Annotated in this window: 20 protein-coding genes; 3 read left to right on the forward strand and 17 right to left on the reverse strand. The window is 36.4% G+C overall.

Annotated features, from left to right (window positions below; genetic code table 11):
- The 7 genes from E1140_RS10070 to E1140_RS10100 form a co-directional block, all read right to left on the reverse strand.
- The coding region (locus tag E1140_RS10070) for a hypothetical protein (RefSeq protein WP_155182663.1) at positions 1 to 702 on the reverse strand (702 nt) is incomplete at its 3' end.
- Between the two features lie 68 nt (positions 703 to 770).
- Positions 771 to 1,634, reverse strand: coding sequence for a TolB-like translocation protein (locus E1140_RS10075; RefSeq protein ID WP_155182665.1), 864 nt, complete (start codon positions 1,632 to 1,634; stop codon positions 771 to 773).
- Between the two features lie 23 nt (positions 1,635 to 1,657).
- The gene (locus E1140_RS10080) at positions 1,658 to 2,632 is read right to left on the reverse strand and encodes a TolB-like translocation protein (RefSeq protein WP_155182668.1); all 975 of its coding nucleotides are present in this window, start codon (positions 2,630 to 2,632) and stop codon (positions 1,658 to 1,660) included.
- A gap of 85 nt (positions 2,633 to 2,717) precedes the next feature.
- Positions 2,718 to 3,575 carry a TolB family protein gene (locus E1140_RS10085; RefSeq protein WP_155182671.1) on the reverse strand — a complete coding sequence of 286 codons (858 nt, stop codon included), beginning with the start codon at positions 3,573 to 3,575 and terminating at the stop codon, positions 2,718 to 2,720.
- Entirely contained in the window at positions 3,572 to 4,333 is a 762-nt protein-coding gene (locus tag E1140_RS10090) for a formylglycine-generating enzyme family protein (RefSeq protein WP_155182674.1), read from the reverse strand. The genes E1140_RS10085 and E1140_RS10090 overlap by 4 nt, the downstream gene beginning before the upstream one ends.
- A complete protein-coding gene (locus E1140_RS10095) occupies positions 4,333 to 4,998 on the reverse strand; it encodes a hypothetical protein (RefSeq protein ID WP_155182677.1) in 666 nt (221 codons plus the stop codon). The genes E1140_RS10090 and E1140_RS10095 overlap by 1 nt, the downstream gene beginning before the upstream one ends.
- A gap of 87 nt (positions 4,999 to 5,085) precedes the next feature.
- Entirely contained in the window at positions 5,086 to 5,562 is a 477-nt protein-coding gene (locus E1140_RS10100) for a hypothetical protein (protein ID WP_155182680.1), read from the reverse strand.
- A 112-nt stretch (positions 5,563 to 5,674) separates the two neighbouring features.
- On the opposite strand from E1140_RS10100, the gene E1140_RS10105 reads away from it, so the two are divergent.
- From E1140_RS10105 to E1140_RS10115, 3 genes are all read left to right on the forward strand, one after another.
- Complete coding sequence (locus tag E1140_RS10105; protein WP_155182682.1) at positions 5,675 to 6,757, forward strand: sensor histidine kinase; 1,083 nt, start codon at positions 5,675 to 5,677, stop codon at positions 6,755 to 6,757.
- Positions 6,750 to 7,511, forward strand: coding sequence for a LytR/AlgR family response regulator transcription factor (locus E1140_RS10110; RefSeq protein ID WP_155182685.1), 762 nt, complete (start codon positions 6,750 to 6,752; stop codon positions 7,509 to 7,511). Before E1140_RS10105 ends, E1140_RS10110 begins: the two co-directional genes overlap by 8 nt.
- A gap of 93 nt (positions 7,512 to 7,604) precedes the next feature.
- Complete coding sequence (locus tag E1140_RS10115; protein ID WP_185153519.1) at positions 7,605 to 8,666, forward strand: DUF2911 domain-containing protein; 1,062 nt, start codon at positions 7,605 to 7,607, stop codon at positions 8,664 to 8,666.
- An 83-nt stretch (positions 8,667 to 8,749) separates the two neighbouring features.
- Here the strand turns inward: E1140_RS10115 and E1140_RS10120 are convergent, their stop codons facing one another.
- The 10 genes from E1140_RS10120 to E1140_RS10165 form a co-directional block, all read right to left on the reverse strand.
- Positions 8,750 to 11,050 (reverse strand): TonB-dependent receptor domain-containing protein, encoded by a 2,301-nt coding sequence (locus E1140_RS10120; RefSeq protein ID WP_155182691.1) that lies wholly within the window; start codon positions 11,048 to 11,050, stop codon positions 8,750 to 8,752.
- Positions 11,047 to 11,220 (reverse strand): hypothetical protein, encoded by a 174-nt coding sequence (locus E1140_RS10125; RefSeq protein ID WP_185153520.1) that lies wholly within the window; start codon positions 11,218 to 11,220, stop codon positions 11,047 to 11,049. The genes E1140_RS10120 and E1140_RS10125 overlap by 4 nt, the downstream gene beginning before the upstream one ends.
- 131 nt (positions 11,221 to 11,351) lie before the next feature.
- Positions 11,352 to 12,740 (reverse strand): DUF4302 domain-containing protein, encoded by a 1,389-nt coding sequence (locus E1140_RS10130; RefSeq protein WP_155182694.1) that lies wholly within the window; start codon positions 12,738 to 12,740, stop codon positions 11,352 to 11,354.
- The gene (locus E1140_RS10135) at positions 12,740 to 13,597 is read right to left on the reverse strand and encodes a putative zinc-binding metallopeptidase (RefSeq protein WP_155182696.1); all 858 of its coding nucleotides are present in this window, start codon (positions 13,595 to 13,597) and stop codon (positions 12,740 to 12,742) included. The genes E1140_RS10130 and E1140_RS10135 overlap by 1 nt, the downstream gene beginning before the upstream one ends.
- A gap of 1 nt (position 13,598) precedes the next feature.
- Positions 13,599 to 15,098: a RagB/SusD family nutrient uptake outer membrane protein gene (locus E1140_RS10140; protein WP_155182699.1), complete on the reverse strand. Its 1,500-nt coding sequence runs from the start codon at positions 15,096 to 15,098 to the stop codon at positions 13,599 to 13,601.
- A gap of 2 nt (positions 15,099 to 15,100) precedes the next feature.
- Positions 15,101 to 18,403, reverse strand: coding sequence for a SusC/RagA family TonB-linked outer membrane protein (locus E1140_RS10145; protein WP_155182702.1), 3,303 nt, complete (start codon positions 18,401 to 18,403; stop codon positions 15,101 to 15,103).
- 3 nt (positions 18,404 to 18,406) lie between these two features.
- A complete protein-coding gene (locus E1140_RS10150) occupies positions 18,407 to 18,946 on the reverse strand; it encodes a hypothetical protein (RefSeq protein WP_155182705.1) in 540 nt (179 codons plus the stop codon).
- Between the two features lie 266 nt (positions 18,947 to 19,212).
- A complete protein-coding gene (locus E1140_RS10155) occupies positions 19,213 to 20,478 on the reverse strand; it encodes an SMP-30/gluconolactonase/LRE family protein (protein ID WP_155182708.1) in 1,266 nt (421 codons plus the stop codon).
- Positions 20,475 to 21,524 (reverse strand): Gfo/Idh/MocA family protein, encoded by a 1,050-nt coding sequence (locus E1140_RS10160; protein WP_155182711.1) that lies wholly within the window; start codon positions 21,522 to 21,524, stop codon positions 20,475 to 20,477. The genes E1140_RS10155 and E1140_RS10160 overlap by 4 nt, the downstream gene beginning before the upstream one ends.
- 102 nt (positions 21,525 to 21,626) lie before the next feature.
- Positions 21,627 to 21,953 carry a LytR/AlgR family response regulator transcription factor gene (locus E1140_RS10165; protein ID WP_155182715.1) on the reverse strand — a complete coding sequence of 109 codons (327 nt, stop codon included), beginning with the start codon at positions 21,951 to 21,953 and terminating at the stop codon, positions 21,627 to 21,629.
- Positions 21,954 to 21,995: the final 42 nt, after the last annotated feature.

The following is a 21,995-nucleotide window of genomic DNA, read 5'->3' on the forward strand; positions in this document are numbered from 1 at the left end:
TAATATATCTGGTTTTGAGAGATTTTTGTAAGTAAGGACTATAATATGAATAGAAAGAATAAGAACTATATTCAGGTTGATGAGTGAAGGAATAGGGGCTATGATAATCTGATAAATAATAAATGAGACACCTAGTATAAACGTAATGGAATATGAAAGTAAAATGTTGGCTACCCAGTTCAGTGATATATTGGTGGTATATGAATATTCTTTTTTTATATATGCACGATGTTTTCTTAATAACCAAAAGGAACTTGTAATATAGATTCCATTTTGGAGAATAAACATTAGGAACCCTATGTTACTTACTACCTCTACAATAGGGTCGTTCTTTCCCATTCCAAAAAGTATTAAAACTATCATTAGAGATATGTAAACGGTGAAAGGAGCATAATGCCAAAGCTGTCTATTACTATAAGCTTCAATTGACCTGGTAATGTATGAAATGTATAAGTAAAGTGAAGGGGTAATAATCAGTAAAAATGCATTGGAAAAGAGTTCATAAGAATCGAGGAAAAAAGGATCAAAAAGTGCTCGGATCGAGTTTATGATAACAATTGAAAAAGCAAGTAGAATAAAGGCTAGTAAACGGTTTGAGGTATGATTAAGGTATTTTCCTTTCTTCAGCTGCGCTATTAAAATGATAGCCTGGACAACGGCAGAGAAATTGATAAGTATCGATAAGTCTGTCAGGAATTTCATTTACTCCTACAAACTTAATTCAAAACTTATAATAGGACTCTTATAATCATATAATTACATGGGTTGAATCAATGTCCTACAGGCATGGCATCGAAATAATTATTTTTTGTCAATTGTGTTTCTGTCTTTGTTTTCAGATCAACAATGAATAATTCCTGATTGTCATTAACGGATCCGACAAAAAGGAGTTTGGAATCATTGGCTACCCAATCAGGTGCAGAATATGAAATAATTCCGCGCACCATTAATTCTTCCTCACCATTACTTATTATTACTAAATCATAAGTATGACTCAGTCTTCGATTTACAGCAATGGCAGTCCCGCTATTTGAATAAATAGGATGAGTATAATTGCCCTTTTTTGTGAGCTGTTGTATTTTTTCAGTGGACAAATCTAAAGAGTATACCACTTTCTCTCTTATATAAGAATAGATTATTGATTTGCCATCAGGATGAAAACTACATGTGGCACCCCAGCCGGGACGTTTTCCGTTTTCAAGATTTTTAGAAACGATTTGTTCTTTTCCTCCTTCTGAGGGGACAAGTATGATTTCCCAAACACCACTTCGTCTTCCACTAAAAATAATGGTCTTACCATCGGGACTCCAGTTTGGATACAGACCTTCTCCGGAAGTAATTCTTTTCTTCTCAGTACCATCAGTTTTCATTGTCCAAATGGCATAGTGATCATGACCATCGGTGTCTGCCTGATAGACTAAAGTAGATCCATCTGGGGATAATTTGGGGTTGATGAAATGAGGATAGTGTCCACTACCAGATTTTTGGGTTAACTTTTTGGCATTACCAGATCTCACATCTAGTGCATAAATGTCACGTCCCGAAGATTTGAATTCGGAAGAATAGTAGACAATATCTTGGGCAAAAAGTATATGCCCATAGAAAATGGAAATTAGAACTACTAAATATTTCATGTTTGTTAATGTGATAATAGTTGTTATTTGTCATCTGTTAATTTAGTTACTTCACCAGTTTTGATATCTAGTTTATGAATATCTTCACCTAGTGTTCCTATGATATTGTAAGCCAAATATCTGCCAGTATGGTCTAATGAATAAAACATTGCAAATGGTTTTTTGCCAGTAACATTACCTAACTTTTTATTATTATGACCATTCAAATCCATGCTCCAAAAAGCAATATTATCAGCGGAATCAAGCAAGTATAAATTCTGACCAGATGAGATTGCAGGAAACCATAAATCTATACCAGACTCATTTTCTAAGTCAATTAGATCACCTCCATCAGTGTTGGAAGAGTATACTATAAAAGGGTTATTGTCAGAACCGGACATTTTACTAAAATAAATTCTGCCATTTTGAGCGGTTTGACATCTCAAGCTTTTGTTGTCAGTAGTAATTTGCCTTGTTTCTCCATTTCTTGAGTGGTAAATGTTAGGAGTAAAGCTGTCTTCAACGCCATCCCAATAGGTAAAGTAAAATCCTTCACCGTCCGAATCCCAGCCACCCCACTGGTGATAGCCACCGTCTTTATAATTCACCAAAGTTCTTGCGTTAGATCCATCAGCATTCATTATCATTAATTTGGACCCTTTTTCTCCAAAATTAGAATAGACTATTTCAGTTCCGTCCAGGCTCCAATGTGGTTCGGCATGCTCTCCATCATTATCCTCACTTTCAAGTTTTCTAAGATTACTGCCATCGGCATTTACAATGTATATTCGAGAACCTGGATTTTCTGATGTCCTATAGGAATAAAAGACTACTTGTTTGCCATCTGGTGAAAATTTGGGCCCTATATCATCAAATTTATCTTCTTCAACCTTTAGTGTATCATTTTCAATGTCTGTTGAATCTGATACTTTATCCAAATTAGAAGGTTGCTTGCAAGCACTGATAAATACAATTGATATTACAATCAAGATAGATATTAAGTGTTTTAAAAAATTCATAGATTTTAATTTAAATGGATTATTTATTGTCCTAATCCGTGATGACTGATATTTTCATCACCTGATTTTAACTACTTGAGAAACATTAATCATTTAGTACATTGATTTTCATGAAAGATGGGCTATAGTTATATCCCTTTTTAGTTATCTGCTTGATTTGAGAACCATCAGTATTCATTATAAAGACATGATGGTTGTTGCCTTTATTTCCTCTTTCAAATACTATTTTTTTATTATCCGCTGACCATCTTGGCCTCATATCTAAAAGTGGATCGCTTGTTATCTGTGTGATTTTATTTGTCTTTAAATCTAAAATTCCAATCTCATAATTGTTTTTGAAATCACCGTAGAATAGAATTTTCGATCTATCATTAGATAATGATGGCATTAGAATATTAATTTTTCCGCTAGTTAATACTTCTTTATTATTTCCATCTGGCGCCATTCTAGCTAATTGGTAGATTCCATTTATTTCTGTAGAATAGTAAATTTTGTTGTCATTGCCCCAAAATGGCATAACATCAGAGGCTGAATTATTGGTTATGTTGGTCTGATTTTTACCTTCACTATTCATGGTATATATTTCCTGATTACCGTCCCTTGATGAAACAAAAACAATTGATTTACCATCGGGTGACCATGACGGACTGTATTCAGCACTTGATGAAAAAGTTAGTTGCTTAAATTCTACAGTTTCTAAATTCATAGTCCATATTTTCCACCAACCCACACGTTCTGATGTGAAAACCATCCGTTTGCCATCAGGTGATATCACAGGGCTGCTGTCTTTACTCCTATGACTTGTGATTTGTTTGATAGGCCCAGATTCATCTGCCAGTAAGATGTTGTCATTATTATTTTCCTGTTGTGTGTAAACCAACTTATATTCCTGAGAATAAATAAGCTGAGTAATTAAGAAGAATGGTATGATTAAATATTTCATATTTCGTCTGCTGCTAATCTAAACCCTACATAAAAATCGCTGTCGTCTGGTAGGCCTCTCTGGCGGTCTGCAGCCCGGGTATGTTTTGTTCTCCCTGTGAATTGCCCTCCACGCTGTACCTTATGGGTGCCACTTTTTGGCCCCTTGGGGTTTGTACTTTCGTTGGTATTATCTTCGATAAACCAATCCGAACACCATTCTAAAATATTCCCTTGCATATCATACAACCCCCAGCCATTAGGTTTTTTTGTAGCCACAGGATGTAATTGACCACCAGAATTTCCAATATGCCAAACCATGTCATCAATGGGTTGAACATAGGCTTTGTCAGATCCCGCTCTACAGGCATATTCCCATTCAGCTTCAGTTGGCAACCTAAATGATTTACCTTCTTTATTAATTTTGGTAAGTAGAGATTGTACATCGTTATAAGAAACTTGATCTACAGGATGATTCCATGCTTTATTAAGGCTAGGGTTATTACCCATTATTTTCTCCCATTGCGCTTGAGTAAACTCTGTTTCTGCAAGCCAAAAGCCTTTAGTAATGGTTACCTTGTGCTGTTTTTCACGTTCAGCGTTTCTTTCTAATTCAGATTCAGGACTACCCATTGTGAAATTTCCAATAGGTACATATATCATGGTGATTTTCACATCTTCTGCAAGTTCTACTTCCTTAGTTATGAGTTTTTGTCCGAAGCAATAATTAGAGATAAAGCATACTAGAATTACAATATAGAATCTATTAGATACTCTCATTATCGTAATGCATTTGCTCTTGTTAGAAATCCTTTCCCAATTAATGGAGTCATTACATGCTTTCCATCTTTTATTATTTCTATTTGACTATCAATACCAAGCTCTTTTAGCTTCTCATGACTTTTTTTTGCTGAGTTCATCCAATAGGTATCCTTGTCACCAACTACGAATTGAACTTTAACGCCTTTCAGATTTTTCAACTTTTCTTCATCTCTATAATTGGGATTACCAGCCATGCCAGTTATGCCAGCAAAGTAATCTGGAATAGTCATTACCAACTCAAATATGCTGGCGCTGTTGGCACTGAAGCATACTGTATGAAATTTATTGCCTTCAACCTTATAGGTTTCTCTTAAGTGGTCAAGAAGTGCCATAATTTCATCTGCTCTATTCACGGCATTATAAATCCTATATCCAATAAGAATCCAGCCCTCCGTATCATCAACACCTTGCCAGTAGAAGCTTTCATCTTCAATGGTATTTGCATCAGATGGGCCAATTAGTACCGGGTAAGTTTTAGTGGCATCGTAGTTTTGCGGCAGTATTACTGTATAGTTTAGTTTTTTGCCTTTAAAGGAGAATTGATCAAGTTTTTGTTGACCTGTTGCTACGGAACTGCAACCGAAAAGTGTAATGGCAAGTATAAAGGTGCTTAGTGCTTTCATTCTTTTATTTTTCTTACAATGCTATTGTACATTGGCAACGTAAGAAATAAGAATGAAACTAACCGTTAGAAATGTGATGAATTGAGGTTATTCTTCTTCAGGATCCTCATATACTTTAGACCCAATAATGACCCTATCAAATAAGTAAGCCTCTCCTTCAAAGCATAAATGGGAGCAGCCAATGGAAACTTCACTCTGAGCGGCTATAATATATTTGCAGGCAATAAAACCTTCATCACCACCAATATTATAAGCTCCCTTAACTAGTACTTCAAGATCTTGATCCGTGGTATTTTTCATGGTCATATTTTCACCACAATCACCATCACCACATTTGCCAGATTTATTGATCTCAAGAGAGTCTTTAAAATCATTAGCCAATGCTTCCCCATGCCACTCTACTGGTGTGCCATCATCATTAAAGACCTTTTCAACAACATAGTCAAAGGTCAGTTTTGTTTCTTCTTCTGAGTTGGAAGACTGTTTATTGGTTTTATCAGAAGAGTTGCAAGCAATGGTTAACAAAGCGAAACAAAATAGGGGAAGGTTAAGTAATAATCTCATGATATCTGGTGTTGTATTTAGATTTGTAATAATCACAATTTTTACTGTCTATCACAATTGAACTGAAAATAAACAAAGCGTTGCTACCTTTGAAATACTGTCAAAAGCTAATATGAGTATAAAATCCACATTTACGAAACATGCACCTCAAGGTTTATTCTGGGCGGGTCTTATCAGTGTGTTTTTTATCTTTCAGCAATATGCAGAGTATAGAATGAATGACTATGGGTATGAATTTAGCTGGTTTACAGTTTCTATCAAATTCATCTCATTTTATCTGATCTGGGCGCTTTTTTATCCCTTTCTTATAATTCTGGCCAATCGTTATCGCCTCACTAACAAGGCCAAATTCAAGTATATATTAGCTTTAGTGGCTGCCGGGCTTGGTGTAGCATTCCTTCATAGGGCCTGTTCTATATTGCTTTTTAATAGTTTATACTTTTTCAAATCTGGAAACTTTGGTGGTCCCTGGCAGGAAGGTGTTGCTGTCCAACTTACTATTGGTTGGTTTAGGAGTTTTATAGAATACATTATTATAATGGCCATTATAATGGCCATTAATTATTATCAGCTATATCTGCAAAAGCAAAGAGATTTGGATAGTGCTAAATTGAATGCTTTAAAGATGCAATTGCAACCGCATTTTTTATTTAACACCTTAAATTCAATTGCCAGCCTAATAGATATTGATAAAAGGAATGCTCAAAAAATGCTCTCTCAACTAGGTTTTCTGTTAAGAGAAATTCTCGAAAATGATAAGCAGCTATTTATTCCACTTTCGCAGGAAATAAAATATGTTTCTACTTATTTAGAAATAGAACACACTCGTTTTCAAGATCGTATGCAGATAGATGTACAAATTGAAAAGGAGGTAGAATCATCAAAAATCCCAGCTTTGCTTTTACAGCCGTTGGTTGAAAATGCAGTTAAACATGGAATTTCCAAATGTCCTGATGGTGGTGAAATATCAATTAATGCAAGAAAAAGGGATCATAAAGTAGAGATTATTGTGATAAACGATTTTAAAAAAATAAATGGAAATACTAAAGATCTAGGGTATGGCATCGGTATTTCCAATATTCAAAACAGGTTAGAGCAAATTTACGGTAAGGACTTTTCTTTCGATTATCGCATAGAGGAATCGAAATACTGCTCTAAAATCATTATCCCTTTTGACACCTATACTCATGATTAGAGCAGTAATTATAGATGATGAATTTTTGGCACGCCAACGTGTGCTTAAGTTGCTTGAAGACTATATGGAGATCAAATGCATTGGTGAGGCAAAAAACGGCTTGCTAGGATTAGAATTAATCAAAGAAGCGGAGCCAGATTTGGTGTTTTTAGATGTACAGATGTCAGATATTGATGGGTTTGAACTTCTCGCTAGGTTAAAATTAAAAGTTAAGCCATATATTGTTTTTACAACTGCATATGACAGCTACGCGATCAAGGCATTTAATGTGCATGCATTGGATTACTTACTTAAGCCCTTTGATGGGGATCGTTTTGCAGAATCTATGAATAAAGTAATTGAGTATTTTAATATTAAAAAGTCCTCAGATTTTGGTGATAAGTTAATGGGCTTAATAAAGGATTTTGATAGACAGGATGATAATTATATTACCAAATTTGAAATTAAGGATCGGGGGTATGAAACAATTATAGATATAGATGACATTCTATACATAGAAGCAAATGGCAACTATCTAAATTTAACTACCAAGGACAAGGTACATTTATACAGGGCAACAATGAATACTATAAATGCTGATCTTAATCCAGACTATTTTTTAAGAGTACATCGTTCTTTTATCCTGAAAAAGAGTAACATTTCTAAGTGCGTCTATTTGAATAATAATGAGTACGAATTTTACATAAAGAATGGGGATAAGGTTCGTTCTGGCAGATCTTATAAGGAAGATATTATAGCATACCTTAAAAGCTAACGCGCGTTTTATCACAGTATAAACGACACATCACATTCTTTTTCAATTGGATATGACACTCTAATAGATTTGTTCAAAACAAATTCTATGAAAATGAAAAAGATCAATAACTCAATTCAACTGACACTAGGCTTAATGTTCTTTATGCTCTTGTCTATTCCAGCTAACTCTCAGAACTTAAGTGTTCCAATGCTAAGCCCATATGCCTCAATTACGCAAAGAGTTGGTATTTCAGATGTAACAATAACTTATCACAGTCCTGCTGTTAAGGGTAGAACTATTTGGGGTGGAGTTGTTCGATCTAATAGCATTTGGAGAGCTGGAGCTAATAATAACACAACCATTACATTGACCCACGATGCGAAAATTGAAGGAGAGGAGATAAAAGCTGGAACCTATGGTCTTTATATGTATATGAAGCCAGAAGAAGTGTATTTAATCCTATCGAAATATTCAAAATCATGGGGTACTGTTACTCCCAAAGAAGATGAACTGGTTTTAAATGTACCATTGAAAATGGAAGAAAGTCCTTTTCAGGAATGGCTGACCTATGAAGTAATTGATAATGAGCCAAACAATACTACAATAGCACTGAAGTGGGAGAAGAAGCAAATACCATTCAATATAGAGTTTGATGTTCCAACTATAGCTATTGAAAATGCTAAGGCTGAATTAAAAGGAGTAGCAGGGTTTAGCTGGCGCGGATATTCTCAAGCTGCTTATATGTGTTTACAATTTGATACTGAGTTAGAACTAGCGGAGGCTTGGATTGATCAATCAATATCTATGACCAAGAATTTTGTAAACCTTAATGCGAAAGCTCAATTATTAACAAAAAAGGGTGATAAGGAGGGAGCAAAGAAAGTAATGGAGGAGGCCATACCTTTAGGCAGTCCATTTCAATTGAATAACTATGGTTATACGCTATTGAATTCTGGTGATACTAAAGGAGCTATTGAAGTTTTTGAAACCAATGTGAAGAAAAATAAGGATCACCAATTTATATGGGGTTTTACTGATAGTCTTGGAGAGGCTTATTTAATGGATGGGAATAAGAAAAAGGCGTTGGAATATTATCAAAAGGCAAAATCCTTAGCTCCTGAAAACCAACAGAGCTATCTGGATGGTGTGATCGCAAAAATTATGGAAAAATAGTTGAATTTTTAGATGACAAAAGGCTGTAACCCATTGGATTACGGCTTTTTGTTTTATGCCTGTAAATCTCTTTCAGAGTCCTTTTACAGCCTATAGTTAATTGTTAAACTCCCAAAATAATTCCTCGGCAGACCAGGGTAGTAGTAGCGTGGAGGGTTGTTGCCAAAGCTCCCCGCATTAATCAAAATCATAGAAGCATATTTTTCATCTAGCACATTATCAATCCCAAAGGAAGTATCAATCTTCCATCTATTTGATAGGTTTCTTTGATAGCCAATTTTAGCTCTGACTAGTTGGTAAGCTTCTGAATCAATTGAATTGTCATCACGCATCGGAAACGCATCTACATACTTGTAGTTGATATTGCCATAAAAACCAATTGAAGAATTAAAGTCTACGCCCGCGCTTAGCTGGTGTGGTGGAGTTCCTGTGAGCTTATTTCCTGAATAGTCATTGTCTTCGTCAATAAACTCTTTAAAAGTGTAATCTGAGTAGGTGTATGAAAGGAAGGGCGTAATTTGCCAATTACTATTTTTTGTAAATTCATAGGCTAAAAACAATTCCAGACCATTATGCTTGGTCTCACCAGCATTTACACCTATAAATTGATCAGCATTGACCCTTCTTGCCACCAAGAGATCTTTTACCTGCATCGTGTAAACAGACAACTCATAGGTAAGTTTAGTGTTGATACTTCCTCTAGCTCCAAATTCATAGTTCCATCCCTTTTCTACCTGTATGTCTGGATTAATGGTTCCTTCTGGAGTTAGTGTTTCTTCTAAAGAGGGTGGAGAGAATCCATGGCTAATGGTCGAGAATAGAGCGACATTCTTATTAAATTGATAATTAAGCCCTAAATGTGGTGATAGGATATAATCAAAGCCATAATCTCCCGATTTATCAATTCCATTAGATTTTAGAAGATCATTATAGTCGTAAGAGGTGTTGTTAAAATTTATACCGGCAAATAGTGTTGCTTTAGTGGTAATCTCAAAATAAGATTGAGCAAAAAGATTAATGTATTTACGCTGCTCTTCATTATCACTCAGAGCGGCTTCTTTAATTCCATTATTAGTTTCAAAAGTTTGCCAATCATAGTTTTCTGAAAAAGTCTCTATGCCTATTGACAAAATGGGTAGAGTGGTTGTTAAAGATTTTTGTTTTTGCAGTTCTATTACATTTCGTAATCCATAAGTTGATGATTTCTCTTCTAGAATATTAAAAGGGGTCGATTCATATGCATCTCTATTAGTATAAAACAGGCTTGTTCTATTAAGAACTTCAAGACCTTTCAATTCAGTAATCTTAAATTCATGCGATAACCCCGAGATCACCTTAGTGTAATCTTCGAAACCTTTAACATTACCCCAGGTAAAGGCTGCGTTCTGAGGACTATTCTCATAGTCATTTCTATCAATTGAGCTTGGAATAAAAGCCTTTAGTTTTGCAAAGCTTCCGAACAGAGTAGTCTTACCAACTTTACTTGATAAAGACTTGCCAATTAAAGTAAGAGACTCCCTGTCATATTCATTGTTATCTCTATAACCTTCACTTGAGGTGTTGTTATAATTTAAGACAGTGTTTAAGGTTTTGTTGTCATTAGTGAAATTGAACTCCGAGACATTTCTAATTAAGCCATATGACCCAGCTGTTAATTTTGTACTTAACGAAGTAGGCATAAAGTTTTCCTGATCTCTGGTTTTATAATGAATCATGCCACCTAAGCCAGCGCCATACAAACTTGCTGTTGGCCCTTTCCATACATCCACTTTTTGAACAAGGCTCAAGTCTATGTCTTCAATGGTTGTTTCTCCATCACCAGTAGTTAGAGGAATATCATCTAAATAGGCTCTAATTTTAGTTGTCGAGAATAAAGAGCGATTACCAATACCTCGAATGGTAATTCTATTGGTATTTAAAGCTCCAGAATGCATATAAACTCCGGTTATTCTGTTTAATGCCGGTGCAATGGTAGTCCCATTATCACGCTTTAAATGCTCTTTTGGAATTTGCATAAAAGACGCAGGGAGCTTTAGCTCGATGATTTTAGGAGCTGTGATTTCTACTGCATTGAGTTGTTTCGTATCGACTTCAAGTTGCAAGTTTAGAGTAATACTTTCCGTGACCTTTACTATCATCGATTTATAACCAATATAACTAACAAAAAGTGAGTCAGGCGATGGCAACTCTAATTGAAACCTACCATTAATGTCTGTGGCGGAACCTTTGCCACTACTTTTTGCCACAATAGTTACACCTACCAAAGACTTACCTGAACCTGATTCAGTAATAGTTCCGGATACTGTGATCTGAGCAAAGGAAGGGCTGATTAGAAATGATAAAACTACGATTAGTAGCGGTAGGAGTGCTCTGAATTTTATCATAGCTGATCAATCAGATACCTGTGAGCGTAGTCTTTAAGCCTGGCCTCATCTCGCCTCATTACAGCTGTCAACTCAAATCCTTCAGTCAGCTTATAAGCAGGTCTACTTTTGACTTCTCTTACATCAGTGCAACCTGGTATTTCCCATCTTAATGTTAGTAAACTGCTCATAGTACCTGTTTCTATAGATGTCTATCTAGTAATAAATTGCAGATTCTAAATTACCCAATTCGATCAGAACTATTGAGTCTTTTGATACTAAGAAAGAGTGGTGAGTTGTTAATTGCAAGATATGGCTTGACTTATTGCACTAATACAAACTCGTAGTTATTGCATGGATTATAAAGCCAAAATACCTTTAAACCATCTACCGGAAGGTCGAAGATATACACAGCACCACCTTCAAATAATAAGTCTGTAAAAGTGGTTAAGTCGGCTTCTTCTGACCCCTGAGGAGTGTTTGAAAAATAGAAGTCAGTTGTAAACTGAAGCTCTAGTCTATTGCCAATTTGGCTAACTAATTGAAATTCTCTTAGGTAGATTACTGTTTCTCCATTGTCACCTTCTACATAAAGACCGAACGCATTGTCCGGCTCATCAGTCGAATCAAATCCATAATTGAGTGCTATTGCAGTAGCATTTGGGAATTTATCAGCGATTATCCCAATATCTGTGAGGGAGTTGCCGTCACCATCAAAAGCGAATAATGAATTGACAGTGTAGGGGTTTTCTGACTGAGCTTTGAATTCGAGCCCTTCAAAATTTAAGAATGATTTTGAGATATTGATATTGCCTAATCCCTCAATGGAACCTGAGTATTCAGGGAACTGAGTGATTGATCCAGCACATACTTCACTATCAGTTGTGGAAAAGTCATCAAGGTTAACTTCATTTATTAAATATGTTTGGCCGTTGAAGGTGAATTCGAGAGGTTGAATCAGAACCATTTGCCCATTGCTATATTTGTAGCCAGTCGTAGCGCTCAATTTCATTTTATCTCCACTGGCGATTACTTCAGCCTCGGTTAGTCCTGATGAAATAAAATCTGCAGTTATAGTTCTTCTTGAAGCATCAATAAACCAAAATAGTGAAGTATTACGATCAGGAAATGAGAGTTTCTGAATAGGAGCAAGCCCTCCAAAAATCTGAGGTGTGAAGGAGTCGTAGGCATTAATATTTTCAGCTTCTTCTAATGAAAACTGATCAATGTCTGAGGCTGTTGCAGGTCTTAAGGTTATAACCGTGGGACTAGAAAAATCTGACTTACTTGAAAAAATCAGATTGCCATTATTTTCTGATATATAAATGAATTCAAATTCACCACCAAAAGCCGCCTGATCCAGTTCAAATAAATAATGAAACGCACCATATGTCTCAAATACTAGCTCAATAGCAAGTCCGTTATCCAATCTATATGAGATATTCTGTTCTATAAACTGACCTCCATTAACCGGCAGGTCAGATTTGATGTTAGCAATGTCATTCTGGTTGAATTTAATAATCATATTAAATATGCCAGATTCGGGAGTCGGTTGGTATTCTAATAGCCAACCCTCCGAAGGGGCAGTTAACTTATCTTTTATTTCTTCCAGTGCCTCAGCAGCTCTTACTTCAGCTGGGGGTAGCCTTTCCAACTCGTCAGAACATGCAAGTAGAAAAATGAATAATATGAGTATATATGCTTTCTTCATTACAGTCTTGATTGAACAGCAGCCCTGAGCTCCAGCAAATTAATACCAGTTACTTTTTCATAGTGATCGACAATGGCCTGTAGTTTACTTCTTATTAGTAACCTCCCATTGTTTTCATCTATGCAGTCCTGATTATCGCAGTCAGGTTCTTCTAGCATAAACTTTGACATAAAGTCTTGATCAAACAGATAAAATGCCACTGTTTCTGCGAAATCTTCATTTGGAGAACTGGTTGCATATGGAGAAACAAACCCACGTTTCAAGGCATCTTCATCTGTGAGTGTGAACCAAGCCCCAGCGCTAGTATACCCACGTGGAGATATGGCTTCAAAAGCGTTTGGTAGTTTGAATTGCTGATGTACGGTATGAGCAAATTCGTGATATACGGTTTGTAATTGTAAATCTCTCCAGGCTACATCATCAGGATCTATAGCATTCACATTTGTGAAAGTGATTTGTGCTCCAGCATCGGCAGTGCCCAGTGTAACGGTGCCATCGTCATTATATATAAGTCCACCAAGCAGAACGATTTCAGCTGGTACGTTGTCTTCAAAGAATGCTCTTCCATTTCCAACTTCAAGATATGGGTTAATCCAAAAGTTTTCGATGAAATCAAGCATGGGGCGCACTGCTTCTAAACTTGGTGGCGTAACCCTTTCACCTGGATTCACATACCTATCAACATACCGATATCTAATGGCCATACCATATCTCTCCGTGAAATTCTCTTCAATATAGATATCCAGCTCTGAAGTAAGCTCACTATCATTTTGCTTAACAGGCATGTTGAGCTCTTCATTCTCATAGCAAGATGAGATCGATAGTATCATAAAAAAGTATATTAGTATCTTTTTCATATTATCTGGGGTTAGGCTCTAATCCACCAACATCAATTGCCGATTGTGGTATTTGCAATGCTTTTCTTTCATCATCACCATCAAGGCTAATAGTAGATCCATCCAGTAAGTCATGGACAACAGGGACTCCATATCTCTTGAGATCAAACCAACGCATTCCTTGTCCTATAAATTCCTTTCTTCTTTCAAGTATTATATAGTTCAGTAGGATATCTTGATCTGAAAATGATGGGTCATTTTCAGCTCCAAAAAATTGCCTGAGCAACTCCATGGTTAGGTTAATATCACTACCGCTGTATCTTCTTTCTGACAAAACTTGAAGATCTGCAATTGCAAGGCCTGTATCTCCTAGATAGGTATTAGCTTCTGCACGATTGAGAAGAACTTCTTCACCTCTAAAGGCGATTGCAATATGATAGGGCAGGCCTGAATTTGAATTAATACTGCTTCTTTCAAAAAGGCCCTCATACCTTAAAGGAAATGTAGCATTGTCACCTTTGACAAGCGCAGGGTTTTCTCGTTCATCAGTAGAACTAGCAAAAGGCCGTGTCGCAAATAAGCTCCCATAAAAACTAGTGGAAGGACCAAAAGCGAAATCAGGTCTTTGTATCAAAGAAATCTTGCGCATAAGCATTAAATTAGACTGAAGGTCAGGAGAGCTGTATAGCTGAGGGTAAGCTGAAATAGATGATTTTGCCAGCTGAAACTCTTCAGAGGTCATGTCTCTAACAAAAGCCGAAGGATCAGCACCGAGTAATTCATTGCTGTATTGCAGGCACCTTGTAAAATCATTTTTGAAAAGATAAAAGCGGGACGCAAAGGCTAAAGCTGCATTTTTATTAAAATGGTATTTTCCAGAGTTAGCAAAGAAGCTATCATTAATTAGTTTCAGTCCATCAAGAAGATCATCTTCAACTTTATCATAAACCCTTTTCACAGAAGCCCTTTCATAAGACACTAAAAATTCAGTTTCCGGCTCTGATACATAAGGTATGCCTAAGCTGCTTCCTTGAAACTGAAAGTGCTCTGCAAAAAGATTGACCAACATGAAATGTCCATAGGCTCTTGTCAGCAGGGCTTCTCCTTCAATGGCTCTTTTACGCTTAATTTCTTCATCAGTAGATGCCGGTAGGTCATTTATTACTGCTAAAACTTCATTGGCGTGAGCAATGGCATCATAGGTTTGAAACCAAAAGGAAGTAGGAGAGTCCGGCTCCGTAGGATCTGACAAGTCATCTTCCCATTTGTAAAGAAGCTCTTGACCAGGTCTTATTGTTGTTCCTCTTGTCCAACTCACATTGTCAGACATCCAATCTGTGAAGGCCGGACTAGCAGTAGAGTAGGCGTTGGTCAATAACTGCGCTGCCTTATCCAAATCATTAAGGGCTACTCGGTTATCCGGTACCTCGTCTAAAAAATCATTACAGCTGCCTACTACTAGAAGTAAAGCCGCCAGTGCGAATTTTTTAGCGTTTTGATAATATGTTAATATCCTTGTCATCTTTAAAAACCTAGGTTTAATGATAAAGTAATTAACTTTGGTTGCGGAAGCGCAACACCTCCAGTAGTAAAAAACTCAGGATCCTGGCCGTTCAGTGCATCATCAGAATAAAGCAGTGCCAAATTTTGACCTTCTATACTACAAGCTGCTGACCTGATGCCTACTTTCTTTAAAAGGCTTGCAGGTAGAGCATATGATAATCTAACATTCTTAAGTCGAGCATAATCCCCGTCAGCTACTCTCACAGTACTTTTATTATATAGCTCATAAGCCTGAACGATGTTGCCGTTGCTCTGGGCTATACCTCTATCAAGAATGACTGGTATATTGGTAATCTCTTCATCTCCAGGTACTATCCATCTGTTTGCTAGTTCTGCAGGCAACGCATCAAAATCTGTATATGTGCTGAATATGGCATCATTCAGTCTGATTTTATAACCATATTTAAAGGAAATCAGAAAGCTGAATGTGAAATTTTTGTAATTAAAAGTGTTTGTGAACCCCCCTGATCCTAAAGGCTCAGTTGAACCCTCAAATTGTAAGGTTTCTCTAAGGCCTTCCCTTTCCTGTAAGTCATACTGAAATACAGTTTCGCCTTCACCATCAATAAATGTTGGTAGACCTTGAGTATTCAGTCCTGCAAATTGAGCTGAATACAATCCTCGTCTTGGTCCTCCTATAACTGCTGCTCCATTCTGCCCAATGGCATCAACTATTCTAGGTCCAAAGTCAAGTTTGGTGATCTCATCTTTAGTATATCCTAAATTGAAATTGGTACTCCAGCTAAATTGATTATTCTTATAATTGAGTGTTGAGATCGAGACTTCATAACCTCTGGCTTTCATGTCCGCAAAGTTGCCGATCTTCAATCCTTCTCCACCAATGCCACTTGTTTGTACTATTCCTATTAAGTCATAGGCCTTTCTTTCATAAACATTGACAAATCCGCTAATACGGTTATCAAAGACACCAAAATCGAGTCCCAGGTTAAGTTCATTAAGTTTTTCCCAAGTAAGCTCAGAATTTGTCAGATTTTGGATGAATAGATAAGGTTCAACATCAGTTGGCCTAACTGTTACATCAGCTTGTAAGTTTAAGATTGCACTGGCCTGAGGAGGTAAGTTTCCTGAAATACCATAAGTTGCTCTCAGTTTTAATAAATCCAAAAAATTAATGCCTTGAAGAAAGCTTTCTTCATGTGCATTCCACGCACCACTTACATTCCATGTAGGTAGAAATCTTGCATTATCACTTTCTCCTAATTGGTTAGAACCATCATACCGTGCTGTGAAATTACCAATATACTTCCCTTTGTAGGCGTAGCCTCCATTAAGAAACAAACCTATAAACCTATCTTTCTCCTCATTTAATGAGAAGTAATCTATATTCTGCTGGTTGAAAAATTCTATGATGTCTGGGTCTGTGACAACAATTCCGCCACTTTCATAAATAACACCTATGCCTGTTGTGCTGTTGCTTGAGCGATTGGTTAGCCTTACTTCTTGTCCGGCCAAAACATTTACTTCATGATCTGAATTAAATGTTCTATTCCATTCAGCACTTATTCTGCTAAAAAAATTAAGGAATTGACTTTGGTCCAAATACTTGAAGCCACCTTGAGGTAAAACTACTTTTGGGTTTAATCCTGGATTATCAGGATCTGGAAATAGTAGATTATTAGCATTTTGAATAAACTGGGTCTGATTTGCTCTGTAAGCCTCCGCCTGATTTGATTTTTCATGAACGGTATGATCTCTCTCAGTGCTGGCGAATCGACCTTGTAGCACCCCTTTAATAGAGATGTCTTTTATTGGGGTAAATTCAAAATCAGTCTGAGCAGATAAATCTACAACATTGATATCAATAAAATTTCTATCTAGCTCATTGATAATATTGAAAGGAGCATAATTTCTTCTGAAATATTCTAAATCGCCATTGTCATCATAAGGCCGAATCGAACGGGCAGTATTAAGAGCATAACTAAATGGGTTGATATCAAAGCTTCTATTGTATCTTCCTGTTAAAGGATCTAACTCTCTATTTCTGGTACCTGGTACTTTCTGATCTCTATAGCTCCCAGTTAGCTTTAGTCCGAATGAAAACTTGTCAGAAATGAAATAAGTGTTTCGGCTGGTTCCGGTAAATCTTTGAACCTTGTCGGCAATGGTTTGTCCCTGATCTTCAAGATAACTGACAGAGAAATAATTAGTCGCTTTTTCACTACCAGTAGTAAAGCTTAGTGAATGCTGCTGCTGAAGACCGACATCCCTGAAAAGCTCATCAAACCAATCAGTATTTGTATTTTCGTATTGGTTTAAAAATTCTTCATTCAAGGTGCCGCCCGGCCCCCAATCAAGATCATGCGAAGCTATTAGGGAAAACATTTTGCCCAGAGCACCGTAATTTTGCGCTCTCACAGATGTCGAAATATCAATAAGTCCTTTATCAAACAATTCTCTGTACACAGACATTTCTTCTGCAGAATTTAACAAACTGAACTGATTATAAGTAGGTCTTAGTTTTGCAGAATAGTTGCCCGAGTAACTTACCTGAAGGCCACCACTTCGTCCACGTTTAGTGGTTATTACAATTACACCATTAGCCGCCCTAGCTCCATAGATAGCTGTTGCTGAGGCGTCTTTGAGTATTTGAAATGATTCAATATCATCTGGGTTGATGTTAGCTACCGATGAACTTATCAGTGTATTGGCATTACCGGAAATAAAGTCCTCCGTATTTACATTGGTCAAATCTTCGAGAATAACGCCATCTACAACAAATAGCGGTTGATTGTTGCCATTGATTGAGGCATTACCTCTAATTCTAATTTTTGGAGATGAACCAAAAGTACCTGATACATTATCTACATTAACACCTGCCGCTTGCCCTTCAAGCACCCTGCTTATATCAGTCATGCCAGCAGCGGCAATGTTATCCATTTTAAGATTTTCAGATGATCCTGTGAATAATTTTCTATCCACCTGTTGAAACCCGGTGACCACCACCTCTTGCAGGATATCTGTGGACTCAGCCATAATTACATCCACAACAGTACGGTTGGCAATGTTAACCTCTTGAGTTTCCATACCCACCATGCTAAAAAGGAGTGTTTGCGTTTGTTCAGCATTTAACTGATAAAAACCTTCTATATCACTTATGGTACCAGTGGATGTTCCTTTTATAGAAACTGTAACACCTACTAATGGTTCCCCAGTGGCATCAGTTATCTTTCCAGAGATAGTACTCTGGCTAAAAACTGGTACACTCAAGAAGATCGTTAATATGAAAAAAACGATTCTGGTCATATGCTACTCGTTTCTTTCGAGCAGAAATACAAAGTCTAGATTCACAGGATCGAATAAGTCATTATACTCTTCATTTGTAAGTGAATTGACATACTCACTCGTAAGTGTATCAATAACTGAATTCTTTATAAGCCCAAACTGGATTGGAAAGTAAATCCAAAGATCATCGTCTTCATTTTTCTCAATACTAAATACCTCATCATCCGAAGAATCTTCGGAGGTTAGTATTAGCTCTTCATCTTCAAGAACCCATGTTCCAGCATCCTGAGAAGGAATAACTCCAGAAAAGTTCACTTTCCTTGAGAAAGTCAAATCTGCCTCTAAATTCAATTCATACTTTTCTATCCCAAGACTAATTTCGTCAAGGTCGAAGCTTCTGCCCTCATTATAAGAATAATCTGAAGGAACATTTAAAAGTGCATAGTTGACTAAATTCCAACTTCCAACTTCATGTGGAGGAGCAGGTTCGTCATCATCTTTACTACAAGACGAAAAAAAGCTTAAAAAGACTAAAGCTAAAATTGATAGTAAACGTGTTTTCATATTCTAATTTTTTCAGAGTTGGATTAAAGAATAAAGCAATAAGTAAGTTACGTCATATTCTTCAAAAGATAAACTTATCATTAAGGAATTCGGCTTCAACCCCCCATATTAGGGGAATTTTTTAATTACCTAGTACTCTTGTGATCTACAATTAGGTAAAAATGTCATTGTTTTAATCCTTGAAGGCTTCGGGCTGAATAGTTAACCATTTAAATGCACAGCTTATTAAATGTTTTTTACTCAGATGCCCAGTTCTACAGTGAGACTCAAAGTTCTTGTTTCAGAATAATAGTATTGTTCAAACTATCAACAGAAACATCATTGCCATATCTATTCAATATATCAATATCACTATTGGCTATAAAATAGTAAGTGCCACCAAGCATATCCCCAGTGGTGTGATCCTTTAACAAAGGATGGGCATATGAGATTGTTGATTTTTGTATGACAGAGTCGTTTTCTATGGTGTAATAATAAACTCCATTTAAGGTGAATTGATGAGCAATTAATCCGCCTTCATAATATGTCAAACCGTCAATAGAAGTAAGAGTGAAATTATCAGGCATTTTTATCCATTTGTATTGATTGGCTTCCAGATCATACTTCATTACACCAAAAAACATATCAGCTATATATAGAAACCTGCCATCTGGTGTTTTAGCTATGCCATTTGTCAAACTCAATTTATTTTGATCGATGAATAAGCTTATTTGATCATTTTTAATTTTGTACAATCCACCTGATTTAGAATCTGTGACATACACTTCGTTATTGACAATCGTTAAATCATTAAATTCATGACCTAAGGTGTCATTAGGAAAGAATCGATGTTTCAGTTGTCCATCTGTGAGATTAAATTTAAAAACACCGCTTTTAAGCTGCAGAGTTGCTGGATCCGTGTATTCACCACAGGCATAAAGGTATTCTCCTTGTTGATCTATTTCCATCCCAAGTATATTCTTTATACCAAATTGATGCTCATTTATGAAGTCGACAATTTTTCCTGAACTGTCTATTTTTATGATTTTACCGAGCCTTATGCTTCCCAAATAAATGGATTTTGAAATTGGGTTTACCGCTAGACCTTCTGCTGTAAATCCTTGTTGAGGCACTTCAAAAGCCACTTGCTCAGTTTTCTCTGGTTTGTTATTAGAATATAAACTTTGCAATTGTGTGATTTGATCACTTTCAATATTTGCAGCTAGCAAGGAGTCAGAAACTACATATTCTATGGCCTGAATCTGACTAACGTGTTTTTTAATGGCGTTAAAACCCTCATTTGAGTTGCTAGCAAGATAATGGGCCCGGCCCAGGTGATATTGAAAAAAGGGATTATTTTTATTTAAAGCTGCAAGCTCCTTCATAGTAGATAAGTACTTGGGGTAATCGTTTGCCATTGTTTCTCGCATTTCCCCATAGTAAACATCAAGAATTAGTGCTGTTTTTGAGGTGGGAGATTCATATTTAGGCTGCTTATCACAACTGGCAGCGATTATTGTTGACATGGTAATTAGACTAAGTAGCCTTTTCATTTTATTAAGATTGGTTTTTTCAGTCGATCACTTTTATGAGCAGCATCAAGTATTTCTTGCATTTTTAATGCTTGCTTTAAATCACATGCTTTTGATAAATTATCTGCTAATTCTAATGCCAAAGACTTGCCGAAGTAGTAGGTGCCAACTGCATAAGGGTAATTTATTAAATCTTCAGACATTTCTTTTGGTAGGTCTGATTTTAGGCCAATGGGATTCCATATTTCTTCATCATTTCTCAAATGCCATAGCCGATCTTCGCTATCAATTTTCAAAATCCCTTCTGTTCCTCTAATAACTACCTTCATCCCTTTATTTTCACCATGGATGCTGCTGGCCACTATGTCTATTTCACCATTTAATTTAGATTCCAATATTAATCTTGCCAAGTCATCTCCAGTAGCTTTTTTCAGTTCTGCGCCACTTTTCTTATTATCATACAAAGTAAATGTGCTGGTGTAGACTGATTTGATGTCCCCTAATAAAAATCCAGCAAGATCAATAAGTGCATCTCCAACTATGTTTAACATGCCACCACCCATGTCAAGATCATGCTCCCAAGACCATATAGTATCTTCTGGTAAGCTGAAATTTTTCTTGTAGGTAATCTCAGAGTGAAAAACTCTACCAATAAAGTTTTGCTCTAACATCTCCTTAAGCTTTTGTCGAGCAGGTGTAAACCTCAATTCAAAATCAATATAGATTTTGGCTTTTGTATGCTTTTTATTCAGCTCGATTAAACTTTGCACTTCTTGAGTAGACATGAAAGGAGCCTGACATATTACGATTTTATTGTTTTTAATCGCCATACTTGCCATGTCAAAATGAGTATAAGTGGGGGTGCAGATACTAACAATATCTACATTGTCATCAGAGATTAGCTCTTTCCAGTGCGTGTAATTAACCTTAAGATTAAATTTTTCAACCAATTCTTGTCCTTTAGTTTTGGACCTTGAACTGATCGCATAGGGAGTTAGCCCTGCTAATTGATATGTGCTGATTTGGACTCGATCTGTCCATCCTGTTCCAATAAAACCTACATTCATATTCCTTTTTTGATACTAATGTAGGGTTAGAGAGTCTAATTAAATATTACTTTCGACCGTTGATAGACTCTTTTAGAAAAATGGCTTTAAAAATTAGATTGTCTATAGAAAATGTTTGCTGACCCGACCTTTAAGACAGTCTCTGTAACTTTTAGAAATAGGGATAACCTTGTCTTTAATATATATGTGGTAGTCCTTAATTTTTTCGATTTTGTTGATATTTACAATGTATGATTGATGAACGCGCATAAAATCATCTGGCAATTTTTCAATCAGTGATTTGAGGGTATAGTATGCAATATGCTTATTGTCATTTAGATGAAACCTAACATAGTCCTTCATGCCCTCTAAATAGAGGATGTCAGCGAAATTTATTCTGATTATTTCAGTGCCTGACTTTATGAAGGTAGTTTCAAAATTTTCTGACATTTAATTGATCAATGGCTGTCTCTTATACACATTCCGAGCCCA

Origin of the sequence: Fulvivirga lutimaris (assembly GCF_009711525.1) — a bacterium.
Taxonomy (GTDB): Bacteria; Bacteroidota; Bacteroidia; order Cytophagales; family Cyclobacteriaceae; genus Fulvivirga; species Fulvivirga lutimaris.

What these genes read in the sequence shown, in the direction of transcription:
- E1140_RS10105 (WP_155182682.1), top strand. Translation starts at nt 5,675, where the DNA reads ATGAGTATAAAATCCACATTTACGAAACATGCACCTCAAGGTTTATTC.
- E1140_RS10165 (WP_155182715.1), bottom strand. Translation starts at nt 21,953, where the DNA reads ATGTCAGAAAATTTTGAAACTACCTTCATAAAGTCAGGCACTGAAATA.
- E1140_RS10080 (WP_155182668.1), bottom strand. Translation starts at nt 2,632, where the DNA reads ATGAATTTTTTAAAACACTTAATATCTATCTTGATTGTAATATCAATT.
- E1140_RS10145 (WP_155182702.1), bottom strand. Translation starts at nt 18,403, where the DNA reads ATGACCAGAATCGTTTTTTTCATATTAACGATCTTCTTGAGTGTACCA.
- E1140_RS10140 (WP_155182699.1), bottom strand. Translation starts at nt 15,098, where the DNA reads ATGACAAGGATATTAACATATTATCAAAACGCTAAAAAATTCGCACTG.
- E1140_RS10085 (WP_155182671.1), bottom strand. Translation starts at nt 3,575, where the DNA reads ATGAAATATTTAATCATACCATTCTTCTTAATTACTCAGCTTATTTAT.
- E1140_RS10155 (WP_155182708.1), bottom strand. Translation starts at nt 20,478, where the DNA reads ATGAAAAGGCTACTTAGTCTAATTACCATGTCAACAATAATCGCTGCC.
- E1140_RS10130 (WP_155182694.1), bottom strand. Translation starts at nt 12,740, where the DNA reads ATGAAGAAAGCATATATACTCATATTATTCATTTTTCTACTTGCATGT.
- E1140_RS10120 (WP_155182691.1), bottom strand. Translation starts at nt 11,050, where the DNA reads ATGATAAAATTCAGAGCACTCCTACCGCTACTAATCGTAGTTTTATCA.
- E1140_RS10125 (WP_185153520.1), bottom strand. Translation starts at nt 11,220, where the DNA reads ATGAGCAGTTTACTAACATTAAGATGGGAAATACCAGGTTGCACTGAT.
- E1140_RS10100 (WP_155182680.1), bottom strand. Translation starts at nt 5,562, where the DNA reads ATGAGATTATTACTTAACCTTCCCCTATTTTGTTTCGCTTTGTTAACC.
- E1140_RS10095 (WP_155182677.1), bottom strand. Translation starts at nt 4,998, where the DNA reads ATGAAAGCACTAAGCACCTTTATACTTGCCATTACACTTTTCGGTTGC.
- E1140_RS10090 (WP_155182674.1), bottom strand. Translation starts at nt 4,333, where the DNA reads ATGAGAGTATCTAATAGATTCTATATTGTAATTCTAGTATGCTTTATC.
- E1140_RS10075 (WP_155182665.1), bottom strand. Translation starts at nt 1,634, where the DNA reads ATGAAATATTTAGTAGTTCTAATTTCCATTTTCTATGGGCATATACTT.
- E1140_RS10110 (WP_155182685.1), top strand. Translation starts at nt 6,750, where the DNA reads ATGATTAGAGCAGTAATTATAGATGATGAATTTTTGGCACGCCAACGT.
- E1140_RS10160 (WP_155182711.1), bottom strand. Translation starts at nt 21,524, where the DNA reads ATGAATGTAGGTTTTATTGGAACAGGATGGACAGATCGAGTCCAAATC.
- E1140_RS10135 (WP_155182696.1), bottom strand. Translation starts at nt 13,597, where the DNA reads ATGAAAAAGATACTAATATACTTTTTTATGATACTATCGATCTCATCT.
- E1140_RS10150 (WP_155182705.1), bottom strand. Translation starts at nt 18,946, where the DNA reads ATGAAAACACGTTTACTATCAATTTTAGCTTTAGTCTTTTTAAGCTTT.
- E1140_RS10115 (WP_185153519.1), top strand. Translation starts at nt 7,605, where the DNA reads ATGAAAAAGATCAATAACTCAATTCAACTGACACTAGGCTTAATGTTC.